We start from the raw sequence: 25,073 nt of genomic DNA on the forward strand, positions 1-25,073 counted from the left end.
TCCCCGCACCTCCGAGGTGCGGGGAGCCTGCCGTACCGGCGTCCCCCCGGGCACCTCTCGCCCGCCCGAGCCCCACCCCGCGCCCCCGAAGCAGGGGTGACCCCCGTACCGACCGGCCCCCGGACACCCGCCGGTGGAACCGGTGGTGACGGGCCGTCGGAGGCGCGGCGGGGGCGTAGGCGCTTCAGAAGTTCGTATCCACGCCGCCACCACCTGACCTCAGGAGCTGGAATCGTATGGACCGCATTTCGATGGATCGTCGCTCGTTCCTCACCGCTGCCGGAGGCGGGGCCGCCGCCCTGACCCTGGCCGGCGCCCCGGCCGCGCAGGCCGCCCCGCACCGTCTTCCGTCCCGTGTTCATACCTCTGATACACCGCTGCTCCGCACCTGGTTCCGCGATACGTTCCACTCGATCGAGGCCTTGACAACGGACTTCGGTCTGACGGCCGACAAGGCCGACATCAGCAAGCCCGGCCGCCCGGTGCCCTCCCGCCAGACCTCGCCCACCAACATCGGCTGCGGACTGTGGTCCACGGTCGCCGCCGCCGGACTCGGCGTGATCGGCCGGGGCGCGATGCACCGGAGCCTCGCCCGGACCGTCGCCGCCGTCGAGAAGCTGGAGCGGCACCGCGGCTTCTGGCTCAACTGGTACGACGCGTACGACGGTTCGACGCTCACCCGCTGGCCCGAGACCGGGGACCCCGTCCGCCCGTTCCTCTCCTCCGTCGACAACGCGTGGCTCGTCACCGGACTGCGGATCGCCGCCGACGCCGACCCCTCGCTGCGCCGCCGTGTCGCCAGGCTGCTCTCCACCGCCGACTGGTCGGCCTTCTACACGCCGTACGACGCGGCCGACCCGGCGAAGAACCCCGGCCAGCTGCGCGGCGGCATCTGGACCGACACCGACGAGCCCACCCCGCACCACTACGGCGCCCTGAACACCGAGCCCCGGATGGCGAGCTATCTCGGTATCGCGGACGGCTCGCTGCCCTCGCAGCACTACTGGTGCATGTACCGGACGATGCTGCCGGAGTGGGAGCAGGAGCAGACCCCGAAGGGCGAGTACGTCACCGTCGACGGGGTCCGGGTGTGGAACGGCCACTACACCCACCGGGGCCGCAATCTCGTGCCCACCTGGGGCGGGTCGATGTTCGAGGCGCTGATGGTGCCGCTGTTCGTCCCGGAGTCGCAGTGGTCCCCCCGCGCCTGGGGCGTCACCCACGACCACTACGTACGCAGCCACATCGAGCACGGGCTGATCGAGGAGAAGTACGGGTACTGGGGCTTCTCCCCGGCCAACATCCCCGAGGGTGGTTACCGCGAGTACGGCGTGGACGCGATCGGGATGCAGACCGAGGGCTACCAGTCCCTCGGGGTCGTCACCCCGCACGCCTCCTTCCTCGCGCTGCCGCAGGCGCGCGGCGAGGCGATCGGCAACCTCAAGGCGCTCGCCCGGGACTTCGGCGCGTACCACGAGGGCTACGGCTTCCGCGACACGGTGGACGTCCGGACCGGCCGGGTCAGCGACTTCGTCCTCGCCCTGGACCAGGGCATGATCGTCGCCGCGCTGGCGCAGGAACTGCGTCCCGGGCTGCTCCAGCGGCCCTTCCGGACCGGCGGCTTCGCCTCACGGGTGCGTCCGCTGCTGGCGCGGGAACGCTTCAGCATCTGACCCTACGGGCTGGGGGCCGGGCTGGAGGCTGGGGCCGAGGCCAGGGGACGGAGTCAGGGCCAGGGCCGGGGCGGCGGCCCCCGCCCGAGCCGTGAACCTGACGGCGCGGTGACTGTGCCCATGGCCGTGGCCGGGGCCGTGGCCGGAGCCGGGGCCGTGGCCGGAGCCGGGGCCGTGGCCGGAGCCGGGGCCGTGAACCTCACGGTGACCGTGCCCGTAGGCCGTGCCCGTAGGCCGTATCGACGTCAGTCCCGGCCGTCCTCCACATGGACCGCGTGGAGGGCGGCACCGTCGAGACCCCGCTTGGTGCGCCCGTACAGACCTATGGCCAGCTCCGTGGGCTCGGGGTCGGGCACCTCGTCGGGGAAGACGTACGTGAGGACGTCCGGGTGATGCCCCGTGACCACCCAGCCCTCGGCGGCGTCCGGCGCTATCACCCCGAAGTCACCGGCGACGGAACCCGCGGCCACGGGACCGAACCGGCTCAGCACCTCGACGGCGCCGGCCGTCGGATCACCGGTCGGGTCCGGCAGCACCACACACGTGCCGTGCTCGAACAGCACCCAGGTCTTGCGGGGGTCGGCGAGGAGCCGCCGCCAGACGTCGATCAGCGTCTCGGTGGTCGTCATGACGGCAAGCATGCCCGACCCCACTGACAACGCGGCCGGAACGGCGGCGCCTCCGCTGACAGCGCCCCGGGAACGGGACCACCTCCGGAGCGATCCGGTCGCGGTGGGGCATATCCGGCCATACGCTCCCCCATGTGACGCCGACCCGGGGCTCGGCCCCGTCGCATCCCGTCCGCCGGGAAGGTCACCGGGCGCACCTGGTGACCCCCCGGCCCGTCATGGCGCCCCTGCTCAGGGCGGTGGCGGTGCTCGGCGCGCTGTGCGGGCTGCTGCTGGTGACCGCCGCGTCCGCCCGGGCGGACGAACCCGTACCGCTCTCCCGCACCGGACAGATCACCGACAAGGTCGGCGCCCTCGGCGACCGCACCGGCGAGGTGGCCGACGCGCTGGCCCGGCTCGACCGCTACCAGGGCATCCAGCTCTACGTGGTGTACGTACGGGACTTCTCCGGGCGTTCCCCGCAGGGCTGGGCCGACGCGACCGCGCAACGCGGCGGGCTGGGCCTGGACGACGTACTGCTGGCGGTCGCCACCCACGACCGGCAGTACGCGTACTCGGTGGACCAGGACGTACGTCTCACCGACGCGCAGCTCACCCGGGTGGCCCGCACCGCGGTCGAACCGGCGCTGCGCGAGAACGACTGGGCGGGCGCGGCCGTCGGCGCGGCGAACGGCATGGACGCGGTGCTCGCCGGACAGCCGGTGCCCACCCAGTCCCTCACCCCCGGCGACCCCGACCCCGGCGGGAGCGGGGAGCGGCAGATCGCCACCGGTGACCTGGTCCTGCCGGTGGTCGCGGTGGGCGGCGCGTGCGCGCTGGCCGCGTACGCCGTGATCCGCCGGGGCCGCCGCAGCGGCGGCCCGAAGAGCGGCGGGCGGGTCGAGAGCGCGGCGGGCGGGCCGGGGCCGCTGCCGCTGCCCGAGCTGGACGGGCGGGCCCGCCGACTGCTGGTGGAGACGGACGACGCGGTGCGCACCAGCGCCGAGGAGCTGGGGTTCGCGACGGCGCAGTTCGGCGAGGAGGCCGCCCGTCCGTTCGAGGAGGCGCTGGCGTACGCGCGGGCGGAGCTGACGGCGGCGTTCCGGCTCCGTCAGCAGCTCGACGACGCGTTCCCGGAGGACGACGCCGCCAAGCGCCGCATGCTGGACGAGATCGTCGCCCGGTGCACGGAGGCCGACCGGCGGCTGGACGCCGAGTCGGACGCCTTCGACCGGCTGCGTGCCCTGGAGCGGACCGCGCCCGAGGCGCTGGACCACGCGACCTCGGTGTACGAGCGGGTCAGCGGTCGCACGGAGGCCGCGCGCGGCACCCTGGACGCGCTCACCGCCCGGTACGCCCCCGGGGCCTCGACGCCGGTCGCGGGCCATGTGGAGCAGGCCAAGGACCGGCTGGTGTTCGCGGGGACGAGCCTGACGGCGGCCCGGGAGGCGGTGGCCGCCGGGGACAACGGCCGGGCGGCCGTCCAGCTCAGGGCGGCCGAGGGTGCCGTCGACCAGGCGGGGACGTTCGTGACGGCGGTGGAACGGCTGGCCGGTGAACTCGACGCGGCGGACCGCGCGGTGCCCGCCGCCCTGACGGAGACGACGACGGACCTCGCGGACGCGCGCGGCATGCTCGACGGCACGGTCGCGGGGGTGTCGACGGCGGAGCTGCACGGCCGGATCGCCCGGGCGGAGGCGGTCCTGCGTGATGTGACGGCGGAACGCGCGGCGGGCCCGTACGACCCCATCGACGCGCTGCGCAGGCTGGAGGAGGCCGACGCGGCGTTGGACGAGGCGCTGGCGGGGGCGCGGGAGCGGGAGGCCGCCGACCACCGCGCGCGGTCGCTGCTCGACCAGGCGCTGCTGACCGCGCGCAGCGCGGTGGGCGCCGCCGCGGACTTCGTCAGCACGCACCGCGGCGGGGTCGGCTCCGGCGCGCGGACCCGGCTCGCGGAGGCGCAGCGGCATCTGTCGCTCGCCCAGGGCGCGCCGGGCGCCGCCCCCGCCCCGGCCGACGCGCTCGGGCACGCCCAGCGGGCCGACGCCCTTGCCCGGGAGGCCCGGTCGCTCGCCGAACAGGACGTCAGGGCGTACGGGAACCCGTACGACGGGCGTTCCGGCGGCGGGGGCGGCGGGGCGGTCGGCGCGATGCTCGGCGGCATCATCCTCGGCGGGATGCTCGGCGGATCCGGGCGCCCGGGCGGCGGCCGGGGCGGGTTCGGGGGCTTCGGGGGACTCGGCGGGGGACCCGGACCCGGCAGCTTCGGCGGCGGCTCGACCCGGGGCCGCAGGAGCGGGGGCGGACGGTTCTGACGACACCCGCACCCCGGCCCGCCCCATCCGCTTCCCCTTGGCCCCCACCCACCGGACACCTCACCGGAAGGATCCCGATGACCAGCAAGCAGACCGTGCTCGGCCGAGTCACCCAGCTCGCGAAGGCGAACATCCACGCCCTTCTCGACCAGGCCGAGGACCCGCAGAAGATGATCGACCAGCTCATCCGCGACTACACCGCCAACATCCGCGAGGCCGAGGAGGCCGTCTCGGTGACGATCGGGAATCTGCGGATGCTGGAGCAGGACCACCAGGAGGACGTGGTCGCGGCCGAGGAGTGGGGCGGCAAGGCGCTCGCGGCCAGCCGCAAGGCGGACGAACTGCGCGGCGCGGGCGACACGGCCGAGGCGGACACCTTCGACAATCTGGCGAAGGTCGCCCTGCAACGGCAGTTGGCCGCGGAGCGGGAGGCGAAGGACGCGGAGCCGGTGATCGCCGGGCAGAGCGAGGTCGTCGCACAGCTCAGATCGGGGCTGGACCGGATGCGGGAGAAGCTGGGCGAGCTCCAGTCACGGCGCGATCAGCTGGTGGCCCGCGCGAAGACGGCGCAGGCGCAGAACAAGATGATGGACGCGGCCGGGAGCATCGATGTCCTCGACCCGGCGAGCGAACTGGGCCGCTTCGAGGAGAAGGTGCGCCGCGAGGAGGCCAGGGCGCTCGGCCGTCAGGAGCTGGCCTCGTCGTCGCTGGACGCGCAGTTCGAACGGCTGGACGGGCTCGGGGACACGGCGGAGGTGGAGGCCCGCCTGGCCGCGCTCAAGTCCGGCACATGAGCGCCCCGAGGTGCTGCGCGCAGGCTGGTCGTACGGACGCCGCGGTGAGCGGTGCCGGGTCCGGGGCGGGGCGGGACGGTTCGGCGCAGGCCGGTTCGGCGCTGGGCGGTGAGGCGCAAGGCGGTTCGGCGCTGGGCGGGGCGCCACTCACGTCACGGAGCCACGCGGCACGGGCTCACGCCGCACGAGCACACCGCTCACCGCTCACGGCGAAGAACGCGAGGCGAAGAACGCAAGGCGATGAACACAAGGCGTTCAGAACATGCTCATGAGCGCTTCCGCCACGTCGATCGGGTCGTCGTCACCGTTCGGGAGCGGCAGTTCGAACCAGACGGTCTTGCCCCGGGGGGTCCGCCGGGAGCCCCACGCGGCGCTCAGCAGACCGACGAGCTGGAGTCCCCGGCCGCCCTCGTCGGTGGCGCGGGCGCGGCGGCGGCGCGGCTGGACCAGGCCGGCGTCCCAGACCTCGCAGACGAGGGTGCGGTCCAGCAGCAGCCGTAGCCTGATCTCGCCCTCGCCGTAGCGCAGGGCGTTGGTGACGAGTTCGCTGACGAGCAGTTCGGTGGTGTCGACCAGCGGTTCGAGGTTCCAGGACTGGAGCTGGGCGCGGGCGTACTCACGGGCGCGGCCGACGCTCTGCGGTTCGCGGGGCAGCGACCAGTCGCCGACGGACTCGGCGGGCAGGCCCTGGACCCGGGCCATCAGCAGGGCGATGTCGTCCTCGCCGTGATGGGTGTCGAGCGTGCCGAGGACGTGGTCGCAGACGTCCTCCAGGGGGCGGGCCGGTTCGGTGAGGGCGCCGAGGAACGCCTGGAGGCCCTCGTCCAGCGGCTGGTCGCGGGATTCGACGAGGCCGTCGGTGTAGAGGGCGAGCAGCGCGCCCTCGGGGAGTTCGACCTCGACCTCCTCGAAGGGCTCCCCGCCGACACCGAGCGGCATCCCGGGCGGTACGTCGAGCATCAGGGCCGTCTCGTCGGGCTCCACGATCACGGGCGGCAGATGTCCCGCGTTGGCGAAGGTGCAGCGGCGGGTGACGGAGTCGTAGACGGCGTAGACGCAGGTGGCGAGGTACACCTCGGACAGGTCGGCGTCCCGGGCCTGGCGAGCTGCGACGCGCGTAGCCTGCTGCACGCCGCCGGGGGTGCCGAGGCCGCGCGCGATCTCGTCCAGGGCGGACAGCACCTCGGCCGGTTCGAGGTCGAGCAGGGCGAGGGTGCGTACGGCGGTGCGCAGTTCGCCCATGGCGACGGCGGCGCGCAGCCCGCGTCCCATGACGTCGCCGACGACGAGCGCGGTGCGGTGACCGGGGAGTTCGATGACGTCGAACCAGTCGCCGCCGACCTCGGTGGCCGTGTTGCCGGGAAGGTAGCGGCAGGCGATGTCGAGTCCGGCGGCCACCGGGTTGTCCGGGGGCAGCAGGGAGCGCTGGAGGATGAGCGCGCGCTGGTGCTCGCGCCGGTAGAGGCGCGCGTTGTCCATGGACACGGCGGTCCGCGCGGCGAGTTCACCGGCGAGGGCGCGGTCGCGCTCGTTGAACGGTTCGCTGCCCTTGGTCCGGGTGAACTGGACGAGTCCGATGACCGTGTCATGGGCGACCATCGGCACGGCGAGCGTCGAGCGGACGAGGCCGCCGGGCTCCCCGGGGATGTTGCGGGGGCGCCCGGAGCGCAGCGCTTCGGCGAACGGGGAGGCGAAGCCGTAGTGGTGCATCGCGCCGACCTTGACGGGCGCGGCGGAGCCGTCGCTGAAGGGTGCGTCGGCGACGGCGCTGGCGTAGGCGACCCGGCGCAGTTCGCCGCTGCCGCCGCCGCTGCCGGTGTCGGGGACGCTCCACTGGCCGGGCGGGGTGTCGTCGCCGTCGAGGAGTCCCTGGTAGAGGTCGACGGCGGCGAGGTCGCAGAAGCCGGGGACGGTGACGTCGAGGAGTTCGCGGGCGGTGGCCTCGATGTCGAGGGAGTTCCCGATCCGGGAACCGGCCTCGTTGAGGAGGGCGAGGTTGCGGCGGGCGTGCGCGGCCTCGCGGGCGGCGGCGTGCCTACGGGTGACGTCGGTGCCGAGTCCGGCGACCCCGATGGGGCGTCCGGCGCCGCTGTGGACGCGGTAGAGGTTGATGGACCAGTGGCGGCGGTCGCCGGAGCCGGGCGCGGGGCCGACGATCTGCATGTCGGTGACGGCGTCCCCGGTCTGGAGGACGCGGCGCAGCGCGGCGGCCATCCGGTCGGCCTCCTGGCGCGGCAGGTAGTCGTGGACGGTACGGCCCCGGTGCTCATCGGTACTGCCGCCGAAGACGGCCGCGAACTGCCGGTTGGCGTGCTGTACCCGCAGATCGGTACCGAACAGCGCGAAACCGAAGGGCGATTGACCGAAAATCGCCTGTGAGGCGGCGATATCGGTCTCGATCCGGCGCAGGGCCTGGACATCCACGACGATGCAGACGGCCGCGCGTTCGCCCTTCGCGTTCTCCGTGGGCATGACGTACAACTCGGCGACGCCGACGCTGCCGGGGGCCACGTAGTCCCCGGTGAAGCCGCTGGAGCCGCTGGGACCGGTGGCGCGGGGGGGCCTGGGTCCGGTGGGGCCGGGCCTGGGTCCGGTGGGACCGTTGGGTCCGGGCCTGCCTGACGGTGCGCCGGTGGCGCCCGGGACCGGCAGGGCGGGCGGGGCTGCGGGGGACGCTTCGGGGGGCATCCGGAACGGCACCGAACCGGTCCATTCCCGGCCGTCGAGGATCTGCTTCATGGTCCGCCGGCCGCGCTCGCGCAGCTCGGCGGGGACGAACGCGTCGATGGGGTCCATGCCCACGGCGTGCGCCGCGGCGATCCCGAAGAGCTGTTCGGCGCGGGTGCTCCACTGCTCGATCAGCCCGTCGGGTCCGATCGAGAAGGAGGCCACCTTGATGTAGTCGTAGAGCGAACCGGGCGGACTGATCTGCCAGATCACGTCACCTCGCGTTCCCTCCATCGCGTCCTCCGACGAATGACCGGGCACAGTGGCCTGCGCTGGTATCTCGCTCACGCGAACCGTCCCCTCCAGCTCACCGCGTCCGGTACCGGTCACCGGTGGCGGCTGCCCGCAGTATCCAGCACTACGGCCCCGCAGAACACGGTGTTCACGATCACAGCTCGGTCCCGACAGTTTTCGGCCCGGTCAGGACCGACCGGCACCCTCTCTCCCTTCTAACCCGGGAGGGCCAGCTCGAACCACACCGTCTTCCCCGAGCTGCCGGGGCGTGTGCCCCATCGGCTGGATGTGGAGGCGACCAGTCCGAGCCCCCGTCCGCCCTCGTCGTCGACGTCGGCCTGATGGCCGGGGGGCGGTTTCGGCAGGGCGGCGGGGAGCGGGTCGGAGACCTCGACCAGCAGGGCACCGGAGGGGTGGGAGGGGCGTACGAGGCTTACGCGGATGGGGCCGGAGGCGTATCGCAGGGAGTTGGTCACCAGCTCGCTGACGAGCAGGACGGCGAGGTCGCCCAGGGGTGCGAGGTCCCACGCGCGGAGCTGTCGGCGCACCCGCGTGCGGGCGTCCCGTACGGCACCGGGGTCCGCCGGGAAGCTCCACTCGACCCGGTCGGCTTTGGTGTCCAGCACGCCGCATCACTTCCCTGGTCCCCTGCGGGGCCGTCCGGAACAAAGGGTTCAAAGGGCACATACCCGGTATACGACCTGACCTATCCCGTCGAGGGCGCACAGAAGGAGAAAGAGCGCGCACGGCGCACACGCGGGGCGCACAGAGTGATGACACGCACCCTCAAGGCGCCGTGAACCAGCTCGGCGCCGTGCACCAGCCCGGCGACCTGCCCGGCGACCTGCTCCGCGCCGGCCCGCGGCCCGCCGTCGATCGACCGACCGATCGACCCGTCAACCGGCCCGTCACCCGGCCCGTCAACCGGCCCGTCGCCCGCCCTTTCGGACGGCCCGGGGTCCAGCTCCGGACGCTCCCTCACCCACCGGGGGGAACGGGCTGGATACCGCGTGAGCGCAGCACTTCCCGGACCGCGGGGACGTCCTGTTCCAGCCAGTCGACGGACCAGGTCTCCGCCGGGCCGAGCCAGCGGACCTCGTCGTGGTCCTCCAGTGGGCGCGGTTCCCCGGTGAGCACCCGCGCGGTCCACACCTGAAGGACATAGCCGGGTTTGAGGGGCCATTCGCCGGGCACGCGCGCCAGCAGCGCGACATCCACACCGAGTTCCTCGCGGAGTTCACGGACGAGGGCGTCGGTGGGCGACTCGCCCCGCTCGACCTTGCCGCCCGGCAGTTCCCACCGTCCGGCCAACTCGGCGGGAGCGCTGCGCCGGGCCGCCAGCAACCGCTCACCGTCGTACAGGGCCCCCGCGACCACCACCACGCGCTCACTCATACCGGCGACCCTACGCGGGCGTCCGCCGGGAACGCGGCGCGGCCGGGACGCACCCGCGCGGTGCGTCCGGCGAGGCTCAGGCCAGGGCCGATGCCTACGGGAGCACCGGGCCGCCGTTCGGCGGGACGCGCTCGACCCAGTACATCTGCTGAGGACCGCCCGCGGCGAGGGAGTCGGCGGCTTTCTGGGCCTCCGCGCGGGTGGCGTAGCGCCCCACCCGATAGCGGTTGCCGTTGCCGTCCTCGCGTATCACGACCCAGGGCGAGGTGGCCGTACCTTCGGTCATCGTGCCCCTTCCCGTCCCGTACGCGGCCCGCTCCGTGCTCCGTTCACCAAGGAAACCGCAATCTGCATATGCCTGAGCCTACGCCCGACCTTCACACAGCGGATACGAGTTTTTACGAAGAGGTACGCAACCAGCCAACGCCAAGGGGGCGTGCGCGAACCCGTGCGCCCCCTTGTGGGCGTTCCACCGCCGTGGGCAAGCGCCGGGCGCCACCCGCAGATTCCTTCCGCTGCGTACGTCAGCACAAAATCCCCCATCACCCACACCCCGCCGACGCACCCGCCCCCACCGATCACCACGCGTTCCGGCCCCGGAGAAAGGCCGGAACCCGCCCCCGGCGCGGAGCCGCCCCGGGTCGCGCGGGGCCCGGCAGCGGGCAGGTATGGGGGGCTTCAGGGTGTCTCTGCGGCCCACCCCACCGCACCGGCAGGCCGTCCACCCTCACAGGCGGGCGACCGGCGGTCCGGCCCTACCGCACGGGCAAGTGGTACGAGACCTGGTAGCGGTCCGCCGGGACCACGATGTCCGCCGTCTCCACGGCGAGGCCGGACGCGAAGAACGTGCGGCGGATGACAATCACCGCGTGTCCGGGCACCCCACCGAGCGCGAGGAGCTCCTCGGCCACCCCGGGCCGGGCACCGACCTCCTCCGTGACGTTGTCCACGACCACGTCGATCGCGGCCATCCGCGCCACGACGCCCATCCCTCTCAGCGGCCCCTCCTCGGGCAGCATCACCGGGGTCCGCCCGGTGAGGGCCAGGGGCTCCCAGGAGGTGGACAGCATCATGGCCTCGCCCGCGTCCCGGTAGACGTACTGGGTACGCATCACCCGCTCACCGGGCTTGATCCCGAGCCGGTCGGCGGTCTCGCGCCCCGCCTCGGTCTGCTCGCTGCGGGATTCCCAGGTGCCCCGCGCGGAGCCGTCCGCCTGCTCCTGACGGAACGGGGTGGCCCCGTCGGCCGGGCGGTACCCGGAGCGGGCGATCCGGCGCGGCTCGGACCGCTCCCGCACATACGTCCCCGAACCGGACCGGCCCTCCACCAGGCCCTCGGCCATGAGGACCTTGCGCGCCTCCAGGGCCACGGTGTCCGAGACCCCGTACTCCTCGCGGATACGGGCCTGGGACGGGAGCCGGGTGTGCGGCGGCAGGGAACCGTCGACGATCTTCCTGCGCAGATCACCCGCGACCCGCAGATACGCCGGCTGCTCCCCGAAAGTCACTGGCCACTCCCATCAGATCGACAGACAGCAACAGCGTCGCAACCGTATGTCGCCATCCGCAAGCAGAGGCCAGAGAATCACTCGAAGTGATGACTTGCCTTTACGCAGGGCGTATCCGTGGGTTACGCACGGCGTATCGCCGCACCCGCCCCCCCTGGCCGACCCGGCCTGAACGCCACGCCTGACCGGCCGCACCGCACACCACCGCACCGCACCGCACCGCACCGCACCGCACCGCACCGCACCGCACCGCACCGCACCGCACCGCACCGCACCGCACCGGCGAACCGTCCCCCGCCCGACGGCCTCACCGAGCGCCCAACAAACCGCCGCCCCGTCGGACAGCGCCGTCGGACTGGCACTCCGTCAGACCGCCGCTCCGGAGCCGGAAGAGTCCCCCGAACCACCCGTGGCACCCGCACCCGGTTCCTCGGTGTCCGACAGATCCGGCGGCGGTGTCGTGGTGAGCCCGAGCGACGCCCGGGAAGGTACCGCGCGCTCGTCCTCGATCAGGTTCATGGCCTCGTCGTAGTGGATGTAGAAGGTGTCGGAGTCCTTCGCCCGCGCGGCGCCGTCCCACTCGCCGCGCGCCTTGTCCAGATCCTTGACCAGGGCGGCGACGACGCCGGAGTTCTTCTCCGGCCAGTCGTGGTCGCGCAGCCGGCCGGCCTGCTTCTCCAGTGCGTCCGACACCTCCGTGGCCCACTTCTTGTGACCCGGCAGGTCGTCCTCGACGTACGTCTCCTCGGGCACCGCCTCCAGCGCTTCCTCCAGGTAGCCGGCCGCTTCGAGGTAGACGAACTGGTCGGCGTCCTGCATGGCGGGGTCGTCGCGCAGTGTCCCGGTCAGCCGGTTCTTGCCGTCGGAGCTGCCGAACATGCAGGTGACCTCGCGGTCGCCCAGCTTCCAGCTCTCCGGGGTGGGGGTGAAGTAGTAGATGTCGACGTTCTGCGGGAGCGCCCAGCTGTCCATCACATAGTCAGCGCGCAGCCGGTAGCACTCCTCGTCGGCCTCGGTCGCGATCGGGTCGTCGCCCGGGTAGGGGGCGCTCTTGCCACCGCTCACCAGGTAGTTGCCGTACGCCTCACCGTCGTGCTCCTTCGCGCACGGCACCTTGGTCACGTCGTAGGTGAGCCCTTCGAGACCGCCGTCCGGGGTGACGAAGCACTCGCCCTTGCCGACGGAGAAGGCGTTGTACGACGCCTCGCGCATCCCTTCCCGGAAGCCCTCGGCGAAGTCGCTCCAGGCACCGCTGACCAGCATCAGCAGGTGCAGCACGAGGCCGAGCGTCGACAGGACGATCCCGGAGACGGCCAGGCCCTTGCCACGCCGACCGGAACGGCGGACGCGCGACAGCGCGACCACGCCGAGGATCAGCCCGACCGCGGGCAGGAAGCACAGGATGCCGAAGACCAGCGCGGCGATCGCCGTACCGTCGACCGGCGGCCGCACCGGGGGCCCGTACCCGTACCCGGTCCAGTGCGGAGGCGGACCGCCGGGCGCCCCGGGACCACCGGGCCCGTACGGAGCGCCCGGCATCCCCGGACCACCAGGACCGTACTGGCCGCCCGGGTAACCGGCGGGCGGCTGCTGCGAGTGCTGCGGCTGCCCCGGGTACCCGCCGGGCGCCTGTCCCTGGCCCGGGTGACCACCCGCCGCCGGAGGCGCGAACGGGTTGTCGCTCTGGGGACCTGGCTGCTGCGCCCATGGCTGCTGCGGGCTGCCCGGTCCGGGCGGCGGCGGTATGGACACGGGTACGGTGCTCCTGAGGTGAGGGTCTGCGGGGGCGGCCGTGTCGGCGGCGACCCGCCCCGACGGCCCACGCATCGTATGCGGCGGGGGGACGGGGACGACATGCGGGCCACGACGGCGACGATCCACGCGGTGAACAGCCTGACCTCGCGCTGGGCGGCGGCTTCCCCCGAACTCGGGGCCGGAGCACCGCACACCACACCGGCCCCTCCCGCCCAGGGGACCGAAACCGCCCGGACCGCGGCAGCGTCCGCCGAACCAGGAGCCGCAGCGCCCCACACCACACCGGCCTCCCCCGGACCCGGGACGAAATCCCCCCGCACCGCGCTCCCGAGTCCGGCCCGGCCCACGGGAACCGTCCTCTCCGGGGCCTGTGTCTGGCCCCTGCTCGCGCTGCTCGGCGGCGCGGCGACCGGCCGCGCCCGTACCGAACTCGCCGACGCCACCGGCATACCGCCCGCCGAAGCGGCCACCCGCGCGCGGGAACTGCTCGGGCTGCTCGGCACGGCCCCGGGGCTGCGCGCGGCCGTCGGACTGTGGACGGTACGGACGCTGGGCCTGCGTGACTCCTGGCTGCGCGGCCTGCCGGACCACACGCACGGCGTCCTCACCGGCGACCGCGACGTTCGGGCCGCTGGGGTTCCGGGCGGCGGCGGTCACGGCGTTCAGCGGCGTCGCGGGGGGTGTGCCGCGCACCCGGTACCTGTCCACCGAGGTCCAGGTGGATCTCGACCGGCCCTTCGGCTTTCTGGCCGTGCACCGCGCGACGCGCCTCGTCCTCGCGGCCGGCTGGGTCGGTGACCCGGAGCCGTTCCACGAGGACGAGGAGGAGTACGGGACGGGGCGTGGTGACGGACGGACGGTCACCGGCCGGTCGGCCGGCCGGTGACGTGGAGCCCGTGTGTCACGCGCCCCGTTCGTTCAGGTGTCCGCCGGACGCGTCCGTCAGAACTGGAGCGCCCACGAGTCGATCTTGCCCACGTCGGCGGCGGCGTTGTCGCTCACCCTCAGCCGCCAGGTGCCGTTGGCCACCTCGGAGGAGGCGTTCACGACGTACGTGGTGTTGATGTTGTCCGTCGAACCGCCCTCCCCGTACGCCTTCACGGTGTACGCGGTGCCGTCGGGGGCGACGACCTGGACCTGGAGGTCACCGATGTAGGTGTGCTGGATGACGACCGGGACGGCGAGGGAGGACGGGGCGTTGCCCGCGACCCCGCTCACGGCGAGCGGCGACTCGGCGGTGGCGTTGTCCGCGATGGCGTAGTCGGTCAGGTTCTCGAAGCGCGGACCGGGCGGGACGACGGGGCCGCTGCCGATGTTGAGCAGCCGGTTGGGCGAGCCGGGACCCGGGTTGCCGACCACATTGGGTGTCGCGGCGGAGACCAGCGCGGCGGAGACCTGCGCGGGTGTCGCGTTCGGGTTGGCCTGGAGGTACAGCGCGGCTGCGCCCGCGACGTGCGGGGCGGCCATCGACGTACCGGAGATGGTGTTCGTGGCCGTGTCGGTGGTGTTCCACGCCGAGGTGATCGAGGTGCCCGGCGCGAAGAGGTCCAGCACGGTCCCGTAGTTGGAGAAGCTGGAGCGGGCGTCCGTGTTGGTGGTGGAGCCGACGGTCAGCGCCTCGGTGACCCGCGCGGGCGAGAAGTTGTTGGCGTCGGCGTTGGAGTTGCCCGCGGCGACGGCGACCGTGACACCGGCGGCGACGGCGTTGCGGACGGCCGCGTCGAGGGTCGGGTCGACCCCGCCGCCGAGGCTCAGGTTCGCGACGGCGGGCTTGACGTGGTTACGGGCCACCCAGTCGATACCGGCGACGACCTGCGCGGTGGTGCCGGAACCGGCGTTGTTGAGCACCCGGACGGCGACGATGTGCGCGTTCTTGGCGACACCGTGGGCGTTGCCCGCGACGGTACCGGCGACATGGGTGCCGTGGCCGTGGCCGTCCTGGGCGATGTTGTCGTTGTCGATGGCGTCGTAGCCGTTGCTGGCGGCGCCGCCGAAGTCGCTGTGGGAGATACGTACACCGGTGTCGATGATGTACGCGTTGACGCCCTGACCGGCCGCGTCGGGGTAGGTGTACCGGCTGTCGAGCGGCAGATTGCGCTGGTCGATCCGGTCGAGGCCCCAGGAGGGCGGATTGACCTGGGTGGCGTCGATGGTGAACGTCCGGTTCTGCGAGACGCTGGCCACGGCCGGGTCGGCGGCGAACTTCTTCGCCTGCGCCTCGGAGACCTTGACCGCGTAGCCGTTGAGCGCCTTGGTGTACGTGCGCTCGATGGTCGCCCCGTACTCCTTCGCGAGCGCCTTGCCCGCGGCGGAGTTCGCCCGCTCGCCGGAACGCAGCGTCACGATGTAGCTGTTGTCGATGGTGCCGGGGGCCCCGGCGTTCAGGATGGGTCCCTCCGCCCGGTCGGGTGCGGCGGTCGCCGGAAGCGCGGTGACGGCGCTCAGCAGGAGAGCGGCGGTGACGGCGGTGCCGAGGGCACCGAGGGGGGAGATTCTTCGCCGTGCGCGGTCCTGGGTGCGGAGTCCGGCATCACGAGACAGTGCCATCCGAGGGGTCCTCCTCATCGATGGTGCTCTGGTGGGGGGTTGCGCGTGGTGCGGCGGACGCTCCCGGGGCGCACGGGGGTGCGGGGGTTCCGGGGGTCCGGATGAGCAGCCGTGCGAATTAGCGACAGGGTCATGTCAATTTCTGCCGCCAAGCGAAAGGTTGGCGGTCCCATAGGATTTCCACAAGAGGCACTGTCCGGATGTAACACTCACGCCATGCGCACGCCATGACACTCACGCCCCGGCCACACAGGCGAGGACCCACCCACCGTCCCGCGGTTCGCCGTTCGCCGTTCGCCGTTCGCCGTTCGCCGCTCACCCTCCCGTCCCGGGCGTCCCAGGCGTAGCCGTCCGGATGCCGGTGTCCCGGGCGTTGCCGTCCTGGCGTCGCCGTCATGAGCGTTCGCCGTCGCGGGCGTTCGCCGTCCCGCCCCTCCCCGTCCGGGTCATCCGTGGGACGACACGGCGCGCGCACCCGGGTACGACGGCACGGGCGGCCCATGGTCGGACGGTGACCACGCACCCCGCCCCGGACCCCCGCCGCCCGGTTCCCCGCCGCGACCGCCGCCGTCGCCCCGGGCCAGTACCCCGTACGGCCACCCTCCTCGCGCTGACCCTCCTGCTGCCGTCGGCCCCGGCGGCCGCCCACACCCCGGCCCCGCAACTCCCGCGCACCGCCCCCGACTGCGCCACCGGCTCCCCCGCCTGGACGCCCGCCGTCGCCGAACCCACCGGTCCGGCCGACGCGTACCACCCGTACGTCGGCAACGGCTACCTCGGGGTGCGCGTCCCGCCCTCGGGAAGCGGCTACGCCGAACCGGGCGGGGCCACCGGCTGGCCGCTGTACACCCCGCGCTACGACGGCGCGTTCGTTTCCGGCCTCTACGGACGGGGCCCGGAGAACACGGCGGGGCGCGACGCGATCGCCGCGCTCCCCAACTGGACCGGCCTGGAGGTGACGGCGGGCGGGCACACGTACGACCCGGGGACCGCGGCGGACCGGTCAGGCCGGTCGGGCCGGATCACCGACTACCGGCAGGCCCTCTCCCTGCGCTGCGGATTCCTGCGCACCTCCCTCACCTGGACCGCCCCGGACGGCCGCCGCACCGACCTGGAGTACGACGTCCTGACCGACCGCGCCGAGGCCCGTCTGGGCGCCGTACGGCTGCGGATGACCCCGCACTGGAACGGCCGCGCCGAGGTCACCGACCGGGTCGACGGCCGGGGCGCCCGCCGGATCACCCCGGCCGAGGGCGGCGGCGCGGTCGGCAAGGACTCCCTGGCGGTCACCTTCCGCACGGACGGCGACAACGACGACAGGAACGGGGGCGGAACCAGGGACAACGGGGACGAAGGCGCGGTCGTCTCCACCCTCCGCGCGCCCGGCCCCGTCCACCCCGCCCGCCCGGCGAGCGGACTCACCGCCACCCAGCGCGCCGTGCTCGACGTCCGCGCGGGCGGGACGTACGAGATCACCAAGTACGTCGGCGTCGAAACCACGCTGACCTCCCGGACCCCGCGCGACTCCGCCCGCGAGGTGTCACTGCGCGCCGCCGCGACGGGCTGGGACGCGCTCTTCGAACGGCACACCGCCGCCTGGCGCGAACTGTGGTCCTCGGACATCGAGGTCCCGGCCGACGCCGAGCTGCAACTGTGGCTGCGCTCGGCCCAGTACGGGCTGCTGTCCGCGCTGCGCCCCGGTGCCCGTAACAGCGTCGCGCCCACCGGGCTGAGCAGCGACGACTACGCGGGCATGATCTTCTGGGACGCCGAGACCTGGATGTTCCCGGGGCTGCTCGCCACCCGCCCCGAACTCGCCCGGCCCGTGCTGGACTACCGTGACCGCACCCGCCCGGCCGCCGCCGCCAACGCGTCGAGGACGAGCGTGAAAGGCTTGTTCTACCCCTGGACAAGCGCCCGGCGCGGCGATCTGTGGGCGGAGTGCCAGAGTTGGCGGCCCCCGCACTGCGTCACCCAGAACCATCTCCAGGGCGATATCGCGCTGGCCGCCTGGCAGTACTACCTCGCCACCGGTGACCGTGACTGGCTGCGCGAGCGCGGCGGACCGCTGCTGCGCGGGATCGCCGAGTACTGGGCGTCCCGGGTGACGGCGAACCCGGACGGCAGCTACTCGATCAAGGAGGTCGCGGGCCCCGACGAGTACAGCAACGGCGTCGACGACGGCGCGTACACGAACGCCGTCGCCGCGACCGCCCTGCGCTACGCGGTCCTCGCCGCCCGCGAACTGGGCGGCACGGCCCCCGCCGGCTGGACGGCGATCGCGGACGGGCTGCGCATCCCCTACGACCCCGCACGCAAGGTGTTCCTCCAGTACGACGGCTACACCGGGACCCGGATCAAGCAGGCGGACACCGTCCTGCTCGTCTACCCCCTGGAGTGGCCCATGCCCGAGGGCGCGGCGGCGGCCACCCTCGACTACTACACGGCGCGCACCGATCTGGACGGGCCCGCGATGACCGACTCCGTGTACGCGATCGCCGCCGCCGCGATCGACGAGCCGGGCTGCGCGGCGTACACCTTCCTCCAGCGGGCGTCACGGCCGTACTTCCGCGGTCCGTTCGCGCTGTTCTCGGAGGCGCGCGGGGACAAGGCGGGTGCCGACGACCCGCTGTCGGGCTCGCCCGCGCAGGACTTCCTGACCGGCAAGGGCGGCTTCCTCCAGGTGTTCACCCACGGTCTGACCGGACTGCGGCCCCGGCCGGACGCCGTCCGCCTCGATCCGACCCTGCCGCCGCAACTGGCCGCCGGGGAGCGGGGTGTGACCCTGCGCGGGCTGCGCTGGCGGGGCCGCGTGTACGACGTCGCGATCGGCCCCGAGGAGACCACCGTCCGGCTGCGGTCGGGGGACCCCTTCCCCGTGGACTCCCCGCAGGGCCGCTTCACCGTCACCCGCGACCGGCCCGCCGTCCTCAAGACCCGCCGCCCCGATCTGACCCCCACCGACAACCTCGCCCGCTGCCGTCCCGTGACGGCCGCCTCCGAGGAGCCGGGGCTCTACGCGACGGCCGCCGTGGACGGCAACACGACGACCGAGTGGCGCCCGCAACTCCCGGGCGCAGCCCTGACGGTGGACCTGGGCCGCGTCACCCCCGTACGGGAGGTCCTGGTCCGGGGCACCGAGGCGTTTCACGTGGAACTGTCGGCGGACGGCACGCGATGGACCCCGTACGCCGCGGGCGGCGACGCGACACCCGCCCGCCAGGTGCGGGTGACCCTGACCGGGACCTCGGTGGACACGGGCATCACGGAGGTGGTCGTGCGGTAGGGCACGGGCAGCTTTCATGGCCGCTCCACGGGAAGCGGGCAAGGAACCCGCTGTCGGACCCCGTTGCTACCTTCCGGCCATGACGACGAACCACACGGGAGCGGCACCGGACGCCACCGAACTCCTGCGCCGCATCACCGCGGACCCCGCCCTGACCCGCTTCCTGGACTGGCCCTGCGACTTCGACCTGGGCCGCCGGGACCCGGTGGAACGCCTCGCCCTCCCCTCGGGCCTCCCGCTGCACCCCATAGCGGGCTGCGGAACAGGCGGTACGTACTTCCTGTGCGGCACCACGGAAACGACCGCCGACCGCCCCGTCCTGTACGCCGACTCGGAGGGCGGGGCGACCCTGCTCGGCGAGAACCTGGCCGGGGCCCTGACCTTGCTGATCTCGTTCCCGTACTGGCGCGACCTCGACGCGGGCCACCCCGCCGCCGAGCTCGAATCCGCCCTGCGCGAGGACCACCCCACCCTGGACACCGCCCGGTCCACCGCCCTGACCACCCTGTCCCTCACCCCCCTCCCCCTCCCCGAGGCCCTGACCCACCTCCGCACGATGGCCACCCGCACGACCCCGGACTTCCTCCCCACCTCGGAGGAACACGGCGAACGGTACGACCCCCTGCTGACCCCGCCCGACAGCCGGCCGTAGCACCGACCACCATGAGCGGTAGCAAGGAGTACTCGATCAGCCTGCCCGGGGATCTCGCTGAGGCCGTGCGCGCCCACGTCGGCGCCGACGGCTTCTCCGCCTACGTCACCCAAGCGCTCGAACAATGGGTCGCCATGGAGAAGCTCAGGGAGGTCGTCGCCGACTTCGAGACGGACAACGACGGACTCACCCGAGAAGAGATCGAAGCCGTCCGCGCGCTGCTACGCCATGACCACCCTGGAGGCCGATGCCGAGCGCATCCGCCCCGCACGCGTCAAGCGGGTCCTTTCCCGCATCGGCGTCCAGGGACTCACCAAGGAGACGGCTGATCACGCCGCGACCCTCCTGCGCGGCCACCGACCGCACGGACACAAGTACGCCATCGACGCCGCCTTGGCCCGCACAGCTCCCCCACCGGTGACCGTCCTCACCTCGGACCCTGAGGACCTGACACTTCTGTGCGGTCCCACGGTGGAGATCGTCAAGGTCTGAGCGCCACCTGCCAGCACACTCACACCCGCCGCTCAGCGATCAGTAGTGGTAACGGGCGGCAAGGATGACGACCTCCTTGTCCGTGACAAGGTAGACGAGCCGGTGCTCGTCGTCGATCCGCCGCGACCATGCCCCGGGCAAGTGATACTTCAGCGGCTCAGGCTTGCCGATCCCCGAGAAGGGGTCCCGCCGGACGTCCTCGATGAGCTTGTTGATCCGGGCGAGCATCTTGCGGTCGTTCCTGAGCCAGGACGTGTAGTCCTCCCAGCCCTGATCCTCGAAGACGAGCCTCACGCGGCACCCGCACCCGCGTCCGACGAGTCCGGGTCGATCAGCTCGCGCTCCGACACATCGATGTGGGCCAGGGCATTCTCGTACGCCTTGAGCAGCCGACGAGCGTTCGCCGGGGAACGCAGCAGGTATGAGCCCTCGCGCAGCGCCGCGTAGTCCTCGGCCGAGACAAGCACGGCGTTGCCGTGCTTGGAGACGATCTCGATGGCCTCGTGATTGTCGTTGACCTTCTTGATCAGCGGAAAGAGAGCCTTGCGGGCCTCGCTCGCAGTTATGGACATGACCTAACCTCTCCAGCAAATGGTACCCGATAACGTACCACTCTCACCGCTCCGACACAGGAAGCAACAAAGGGCCGACCCCTGGAAGGAATCGACCCTGTCCGACCTGCACACCCGACAGATCAGCTGACACGCGGTAGCGACCCCGTCACACCACCGCACTCGTCTCCCAGCCCGAACGTCGCCGCCTCCGCGTCGGCGGCTACCGCGTCGTCTGCACGATCGACAACGGAGAACTGGTGATCTGGGTCGTTCACGTCGGACACCGGTCCACCGTTCACGAGACCTGATCCCCATCGGCCCACGCCGAAATATCCAGCACCCATCCAGCACCGTCGGGGTTCACCCAGCACATCCAGCACGTCAGGCTGCGGTGCCGTGGCGTCAGGGTCTCGCGGCGCTTCCGGGCGCATGGCTTGCTGCATGGTGTCACGGCAGCGGTCCCACGCCTCCGGTACGAGGTGGCCATAAATGTCGACCGTGGTCTTGATCGATCTGTGGCCGAGCCGGCGGCTCACCTCGTGGATCGGAACGCCATTCGCCAGGGCGGTCGAGGCGAAGAAGTGCCGCAGCGAACGCGGGGTGCACTTCGGAGATCCATCCGCGCTGACAAGGCCGGCGGCCTTACGCGCCTTCCGCCAGTGATCGCTCGGTTCACCTGCTGGATCTCATCTGAGAACCCTCGGCAGCCCCTCCTTTCCGCTGGAAGCGGGGGCTACCGCGCGCCTATCGGGAAACCAGCCCTACTCGGGCACCCGCACCACGGCCGGCGTTGCCATCTCGTTGTACTCAAGAGCGATCGGGTCCAGCTCCACGCTTTGGACCAGGACACTCGGGAAGTCCTTGAATCGCGCCAGGGCGTCAGCAATGGCCTGCGTCAGTGTCTCCGCCTCGAATGAGCAGGTGAACCAGGAGCGCTCAGGGGACTCGACCAGTGAGATCCTCCCGTCGTGGAAACTGGCCAACTGTGCCAGCGCATCAGACTGCTTCTCAGTAATGACATCCTGCAAGACCAGGTTGAAGTACCAGTTACGCGCAGGCGCGATGCTGCCTGACGAATCCATCGATATACCTCGCTTCTTCGCTCGGGTTCTGCGGCGTGCAGGACACCGTGCGCCGCTGGTTGCACGGACAGCACAGCACGTAACCCCACGCGTGGTTGTTTCCCGTGCGAGTTACTTTGAGCCCGGCCGCCTCCGCCCGCCGGAGCGCGGCCTCCACGTCCTTCTTCTGATGCCGGTCGCCGATTCCCATGGCCATACGTACTACTCGCCGACCGCGAGGAGGGTACGGGCCCAGAGGCGAAACCGCCCGATCGAGCCAACCCGGCCCGCCCGTGGTCATGAGCCCGGAAGGCGTCCAGTGCTTCTAGTGCGTGCTGTCGACCGCCTGTCTACCCGGCGGTTTGACACCCAGAACCGATCCAGCAGGGTGGGGGTGAGCAGGGGTGATGGCAGGTGACGTGGTGTCGGATTTCCCAGCGCCATCCCAGCACGGGAAGAACGCAGGGGCCCGACTCCGAAGAGTCAGACCCCTCCTGACCTGCATGTTTGCCAGATCAGCGACGTGGTGGCATGTCACCCACTACACGTTGAACCGGAACTCCACCACATCCCCGTCCTGCATGACGTACTCCTTGCCTTCCATGCGGGCCTTGCCCTTCGCGCGGGCCTCGGCGACCGAGCCCGTCTCGATGAGGTCGGCGAAGGAGATGACCTCGGCCTTGATGAAGCCCTTCTGGAAGTCCGTGTGGATGACGCCGGCCGCCTCGGGGGCCGTCGCGCCGCGCTTGATGGTCCAGGCGCGGGACTCCTTCGGGCCTGCCGTGAGGTAGGTCTGGAGGCCGAGGGTGTTGAAGCCGACGCGGGCCAGCGTGGCGAGGCCGGGCTCGTCCTGGCCGACGGACTGGAGGAGTTCCAGGGCCTCCTCGTCGTCCAGCTCCGCGAGGTCCTGCTCCAGCTTGGCGTTGAGGAAGATCGCCTCGGCGGGGGCCACCAGGGCGCGCTGCTCGTTCTTGAAGTCCTCGTCGGTCAGCTCGTCCTCGTCGACGTTGAAGACGTACAGGAACGGCTTGCCGGTCAGCAGATGCAGATCGTGCAGCGGCTCGGCGGCCTCCGTGCCCTGGGCGATGCCCGCGGCGAAGAGGGTCTGGCCCGACTCCAGGATCTTCTGCGCCTCCTCGACGGCCTTGACCTTCGGCCCGATGTCCTTCTTGATCCGCGACTCCTTCTGGAGCCGGGGCAGGACCTTCTCGATGGTCTGGAGGTCGGCGAGGATCAGCTCGGTGTTGATCGTCTCGATGTCGTCCTTCGGGGAGACCTTGCCGTCGACGTGGACGACGTTCTCGTCCTTGAACGCGCGGATGACCTGGCAGATCGCGTCGGACTCACGGATGTTCGCGAGGAACTTGTTGCCCAGGCCCTCGCCCTCGCTGGCGCCACGGACGATGCCCGCGATGTCCACGAAATCGACGGTCGCGGGGAGCTGCTTCGCCGAGCCGAAGACCTCGGCGAGCTTCGCCAGCCGGGGGTCGGGGACGCCGACCACACCGACGTTGGGCTCGATCGTGGCGAACGGGTAGTTGGCCGCCAGCACGTCGTTCTTGGTCAGGGCGTTGAACAGGGTCGACTTGCCGACATTGGGCAGACCGACGATTCCGATCGTGAGCGACACGTTGCGACTTCCCGTACGAGAGGCTGGGTGGGGGCCCGGGCCTGATCCCTGACGGGACACCCGGCACACGGGCCGATCCCACAGTCTACGGGGTACCGGTCGCCCCGGACGGGGACCGGTCGGACGGCCGCGGGAAGCCCCGCCGGGGCCTCAGACCGTGCGGCGCCGGGGGCGCTGCGGCTCCGGCTGCTGGGCGCGGCGGGCCCGGGGCGTGAGGGCGCGGGCGGGGGTGTCCTCCGGGTGGGGGCGGCGGGGCCGCTCGGCGCCCGCGGCCCGCTGCTCGGCGCGGACGCGCGCCCGCTGGGCGCCGCGGGCGGCACGGTTCGCCGCGGCCTTGCGGGCGATCAGGCGGACCTTGCGGACGAGGACGATCAGCCCGGCGACCAGGGTGCCGCCGTAGAGCCAGCCCGCGTGCAGCGCGAGGGCGGTGAACACCCCCATGATCCGCCCGGCGAGGCCGTCACCGGTGCTGTCGGCGATCGGCACCACCCCCGCGGTGAACGCGATCGGCGCGCAGATCGGGGCGGTGATCAGGTCGGCACGTCGTACCCAGATCGCGGTCAGCGCGCTGACCAGCAGGAACAGCACGCCGTACACGGCGATGGAGCCGCCGAACAGCAGCTGGTCGAGGCAGCCGAGGAGGAACATCGAACCGGCGCAGAACAGTCCGCTGCCCAGTCCGGTGAGCCGGGGGTTGGGCAGTGCGCGGAGTCTGCGGGCCAGCGGGGAGACCGGCCGGCCGGGGCGGCGGGGCACGGAGGCGTCGGGGCCGTACGCGTCGGACCCGCGGCCATGAGGCCCCGCCTGCGGCGGCAGCGGCGCGGGTCGTCGCGATCGGTTCTGAGAGGGACGCGTCCTGGGTTGCTCCACTGCTCCAACTTAGGTGCGCTTATGTGCTCAAAGGGCAGCGGGACACGCGTTTTGGCCGAGCTTGGCGCTCTGTTCGAACCGTCCGCAGTACGACCGCGGGACCGTTCGGGTGGATCTTCACCCTATTGGTCCTCAAGGCTGTCCGGGTGGGGTGAATGCCCTGAGGGACCCTTCCGCGCCGCCGGTACGGACCGCCCGGTGAAGCTAGGACGGGTGGAGCTCGGCCGCGCGCATCGCCGCGCCCACGATGCCCGCGTTGTTCTCCAGCTGCGCCGGGACGATCTCCGCCCGGATGCCCTCGATCAGCGGCAGGAACTTGTGGGACTTGCGGCTCACCCCGCCGCCGATGATGAACAGCTCCGGCGAGAACAGCATCTCCACATGGGCCAGGTACTTCTGGACGCGGTGCGCCCAGTGCTCCCAGCTCAGGTCGTGATCCTCCTTGGCCTTGGTGGAGGCGTGCTTCTCCGCCTCGTGGCCGTGGAGTTCGAGATGGCCCAGCTCGGTGTTGGGCACAAGGGTCCCGTCGACGAACAGGGCGCTGCCGATGCCGGTGCCGAAGGTGAGCAGGAACACCGTGCCCGCGCGGTCGCGTCCGGCGCCGAAGCGCGTCTCCGCGACCCCGGCGGCGTCCGCGTCGTTCAGCACGACGACCGGGAGGCCCCCGAGGCGGTCGGCGAGCAGGGCGCGCGCGTCGACGCCGATCCAGCTCTTGTCGACGTTCGCCGCCGTACGGACCGTGCCGCCGCCGGTGACGACCCCGGGGTAGGTGATGCCGACCGGGCCCTTCCAGCCGAAGTGGTCCACCACGTCCCGCACCCCGTCGGCCACGGCGTCGGGGGTGGCGGGCTGAGGGGTCAGGACCTTGAACCGCTCGGCCGCCAGGTCGCCGCGGTCCAGGTCGACGGGCGCGCCCTTGATCCCTGAGCCGCCGATGTCCACACCGAAGATCTCCATGCGCCCTACGTTACG

20 protein-coding genes and 3 pseudogenes are annotated in these 25,073 nt (G+C 72.2%); 8 read left to right on the forward strand and 15 right to left on the reverse strand.

Annotated features, from left to right (window positions below; all coding sequences use genetic code 11):
• Window positions 1–251: 251 nt before the first annotated feature.
• The gene (locus OG711_RS13800; RefSeq protein WP_073785572.1) at window positions 252–1,673 is read left to right on the forward strand and encodes a glucoamylase family protein; all 1,422 of its coding nucleotides are present in this window, start codon (window positions 252–254) and stop codon (window positions 1,671–1,673) included.
• A gap of 245 nt (window positions 1,674–1,918) precedes the next feature.
• Here OG711_RS13800 and OG711_RS13805 read toward each other — a convergent pair whose 3' ends face one another.
• Window positions 1,919–2,302, reverse strand: coding sequence for a hypothetical protein (locus tag OG711_RS13805; protein ID WP_073785570.1), 384 nt, complete (start codon window positions 2,300–2,302; stop codon window positions 1,919–1,921).
• Between the two features lie 218 nt (window positions 2,303–2,520).
• On the opposite strand from OG711_RS13805, the gene OG711_RS13810 reads away from it, so the two are divergent.
• Window positions 2,521–4,596 (forward strand): TPM domain-containing protein, encoded by a 2,076-nt coding sequence (locus tag OG711_RS13810; RefSeq protein WP_329563796.1) that lies wholly within the window; start codon window positions 2,521–2,523, stop codon window positions 4,594–4,596.
• Window positions 4,597–4,673: 77 nt separating this feature from the next.
• Window positions 4,674–5,390 carry a PspA/IM30 family protein gene (locus OG711_RS13815; RefSeq protein WP_266508186.1) on the forward strand — a complete coding sequence of 239 codons (717 nt, stop codon included), beginning with the start codon at window positions 4,674–4,676 and terminating at the stop codon, window positions 5,388–5,390.
• Window positions 5,391–5,645: 255 nt separating this feature from the next.
• On the opposite strand, the gene OG711_RS13820 is transcribed toward OG711_RS13815, so the two are convergent.
• The 6 genes from OG711_RS13820 to OG711_RS13845 all read right to left on the reverse strand — a co-directional run bounded on the left by OG711_RS13820 (window position 5,646) and on the right by OG711_RS13845 (window position 13,006).
• On the reverse strand, window positions 5,646–8,447 hold the full coding sequence (locus tag OG711_RS13820) for a SpoIIE family protein phosphatase (protein WP_405673426.1): 2,802 nt from the start codon (window positions 8,445–8,447) through the stop codon (window positions 5,646–5,648).
• Between the two features lie 119 nt (window positions 8,448–8,566).
• Complete coding sequence (locus OG711_RS13825; RefSeq protein WP_329559363.1) at window positions 8,567–8,977, reverse strand: ATP-binding protein; 411 nt, start codon at window positions 8,975–8,977, stop codon at window positions 8,567–8,569.
• A gap of 352 nt (window positions 8,978–9,329) precedes the next feature.
• Entirely contained in the window at window positions 9,330–9,746 is a 417-nt protein-coding gene (locus OG711_RS13830) for a (deoxy)nucleoside triphosphate pyrophosphohydrolase (protein ID WP_073784557.1), read from the reverse strand.
• Between the two features lie 94 nt (window positions 9,747–9,840).
• Complete coding sequence (locus OG711_RS13835) at window positions 9,841–10,032, reverse strand: SPOR domain-containing protein (RefSeq protein ID WP_073784556.1); 192 nt, start codon at window positions 10,030–10,032, stop codon at window positions 9,841–9,843.
• Between the two features lie 469 nt (window positions 10,033–10,501).
• A complete protein-coding gene (locus OG711_RS13840) occupies window positions 10,502–11,254 on the reverse strand; it encodes a GntR family transcriptional regulator (RefSeq protein WP_073784555.1) in 753 nt (250 codons plus the stop codon).
• A gap of 366 nt (window positions 11,255–11,620) precedes the next feature.
• The gene (locus OG711_RS13845) at window positions 11,621–13,006 is read right to left on the reverse strand and encodes a DUF4190 domain-containing protein (protein ID WP_329559364.1); all 1,386 of its coding nucleotides are present in this window, start codon (window positions 13,004–13,006) and stop codon (window positions 11,621–11,623) included.
• Window positions 13,007–13,568: 562 nt separating this feature from the next.
• Here OG711_RS13845 and OG711_RS13850 point away from each other — a divergent pair.
• The gene (locus OG711_RS13850; RefSeq protein ID WP_329559365.1) at window positions 13,569–13,895 is read left to right on the forward strand and encodes a hypothetical protein; all 327 of its coding nucleotides are present in this window, start codon (window positions 13,569–13,571) and stop codon (window positions 13,893–13,895) included.
• Between the two features lie 56 nt (window positions 13,896–13,951).
• On the opposite strand, the gene OG711_RS13855 is transcribed toward OG711_RS13850, so the two are convergent.
• Window positions 13,952–15,556: a S8 family peptidase gene (locus OG711_RS13855; protein ID WP_073784552.1), complete on the reverse strand. Its 1,605-nt coding sequence runs from the start codon at window positions 15,554–15,556 to the stop codon at window positions 13,952–13,954.
• A gap of 610 nt (window positions 15,557–16,166) precedes the next feature.
• On the opposite strand from OG711_RS13855, the gene OG711_RS13860 reads away from it, so the two are divergent.
• From OG711_RS13860 to OG711_RS13870, 3 genes and pseudogenes are all read left to right on the forward strand, one after another.
• Window positions 16,167–18,842 carry a glycosyl hydrolase family 65 protein gene (locus OG711_RS13860; RefSeq protein ID WP_329563798.1) on the forward strand — a complete coding sequence of 892 codons (2,676 nt, stop codon included), beginning with the start codon at window positions 16,167–16,169 and terminating at the stop codon, window positions 18,840–18,842.
• Between the two features lie 79 nt (window positions 18,843–18,921).
• Complete coding sequence (locus OG711_RS13865) at window positions 18,922–19,494, forward strand: hypothetical protein (protein WP_329559366.1); 573 nt, start codon at window positions 18,922–18,924, stop codon at window positions 19,492–19,494.
• A 225-nt stretch (window positions 19,495–19,719) separates the two neighbouring features.
• Window positions 19,720–19,986 (forward strand): annotated as a pseudogene (locus OG711_RS13870) (DNA-binding protein); the annotation flags it as partial.
• Window positions 19,987–20,025: 39 nt separating this feature from the next.
• On the opposite strand, the gene OG711_RS13875 reads toward OG711_RS13870, so the two are convergent.
• A complete protein-coding gene (locus OG711_RS13875; RefSeq protein WP_329559368.1) occupies window positions 20,026–20,280 on the reverse strand; it encodes a Txe/YoeB family addiction module toxin in 255 nt (84 codons plus the stop codon).
• A complete protein-coding gene (locus OG711_RS13880) occupies window positions 20,277–20,558 on the reverse strand; it encodes a type II toxin-antitoxin system Phd/YefM family antitoxin (RefSeq protein WP_329559369.1) in 282 nt (93 codons plus the stop codon). The genes OG711_RS13875 and OG711_RS13880 overlap by 4 nt, the downstream gene beginning before the upstream one ends.
• A gap of 149 nt (window positions 20,559–20,707) precedes the next feature.
• Here OG711_RS13880 and OG711_RS13885 point away from each other — a divergent pair.
• A pseudogene (locus tag OG711_RS13885) lies at window positions 20,708–20,848 on the forward strand (type II toxin-antitoxin system RelE family toxin); the annotation flags it as partial.
• 180 nt (window positions 20,849–21,028) lie between these two features.
• Here the strand turns inward: OG711_RS13885 and OG711_RS13890 are convergent.
• The 5 genes and pseudogenes from OG711_RS13890 to ppgK form a co-directional block, all read right to left on the reverse strand.
• Window positions 21,029–21,196 (reverse strand): annotated as a pseudogene (locus OG711_RS13890) (tyrosine-type recombinase/integrase); the annotation flags it as partial.
• A gap of 105 nt (window positions 21,197–21,301) precedes the next feature.
• Window positions 21,302–21,622 carry a hypothetical protein gene (locus OG711_RS13895; protein ID WP_329559370.1) on the reverse strand — a complete coding sequence of 107 codons (321 nt, stop codon included), beginning with the start codon at window positions 21,620–21,622 and terminating at the stop codon, window positions 21,302–21,304.
• Between the two features lie 520 nt (window positions 21,623–22,142).
• On the reverse strand, window positions 22,143–23,231 hold the full coding sequence (gene ychF, locus OG711_RS13900) for a redox-regulated ATPase YchF (RefSeq protein WP_073784544.1): 1,089 nt from the start codon (window positions 23,229–23,231) through the stop codon (window positions 22,143–22,145).
• Between the two features lie 150 nt (window positions 23,232–23,381).
• On the reverse strand, window positions 23,382–23,987 hold the full coding sequence (locus OG711_RS13905) for a DUF6542 domain-containing protein (protein WP_266508215.1): 606 nt from the start codon (window positions 23,985–23,987) through the stop codon (window positions 23,382–23,384).
• Window positions 23,988–24,305: 318 nt separating this feature from the next.
• Entirely contained in the window at window positions 24,306–25,058 is a 753-nt protein-coding gene (gene ppgK / locus OG711_RS13910) for a polyphosphate--glucose phosphotransferase (protein ID WP_073784543.1), read from the reverse strand.
• Between the last annotated feature and the right edge of the window lie 15 nt (window positions 25,059–25,073).

The sequence above is a fragment of the Streptomyces uncialis genome (assembly GCF_036250755.1).
Taxonomy (GTDB): domain Bacteria; phylum Actinomycetota; class Actinomycetes; order Streptomycetales; family Streptomycetaceae; genus Streptomyces; species Streptomyces uncialis.

Coding starts and splice junctions, on each gene's coding strand:
- OG711_RS13800 (WP_073785572.1), top strand. CDS start 252: ATGGATCGTCGCTCGTTCCTCACCGCTGCCGGAGGCGGGGCCGCCGCC.
- OG711_RS13805 (WP_073785570.1), bottom strand. CDS start 2,302: ATGACGACCACCGAGACGCTGATCGACGTCTGGCGGCGGCTCCTCGCC.
- OG711_RS13810 (WP_329563796.1), top strand. CDS start 2,521: ATGGCGCCCCTGCTCAGGGCGGTGGCGGTGCTCGGCGCGCTGTGCGGG.
- OG711_RS13815 (WP_266508186.1), top strand. CDS start 4,674: ATGACCAGCAAGCAGACCGTGCTCGGCCGAGTCACCCAGCTCGCGAAG.
- OG711_RS13830 (WP_073784557.1), bottom strand. CDS start 9,746: ATGAGTGAGCGCGTGGTGGTGGTCGCGGGGGCCCTGTACGACGGTGAG.
- OG711_RS13835 (WP_073784556.1), bottom strand. CDS start 10,032: ATGACCGAAGGTACGGCCACCTCGCCCTGGGTCGTGATACGCGAGGAC.
- OG711_RS13855 (WP_073784552.1), bottom strand. CDS start 15,556: ATGGCACTGTCTCGTGATGCCGGACTCCGCACCCAGGACCGCGCACGG.
- OG711_RS13865 (WP_329559366.1), top strand. CDS start 18,922: ATGACGACGAACCACACGGGAGCGGCACCGGACGCCACCGAACTCCTG.
- OG711_RS13880 (WP_329559369.1), bottom strand. CDS start 20,558: ATGTCCATAACTGCGAGCGAGGCCCGCAAGGCTCTCTTTCCGCTGATC.
- OG711_RS13895 (WP_329559370.1), bottom strand. CDS start 21,622: ATGGATTCGTCAGGCAGCATCGCGCCTGCGCGTAACTGGTACTTCAAC.
- ppgK (WP_073784543.1), bottom strand. CDS start 25,058: ATGGAGATCTTCGGTGTGGACATCGGCGGCTCAGGGATCAAGGGCGCG.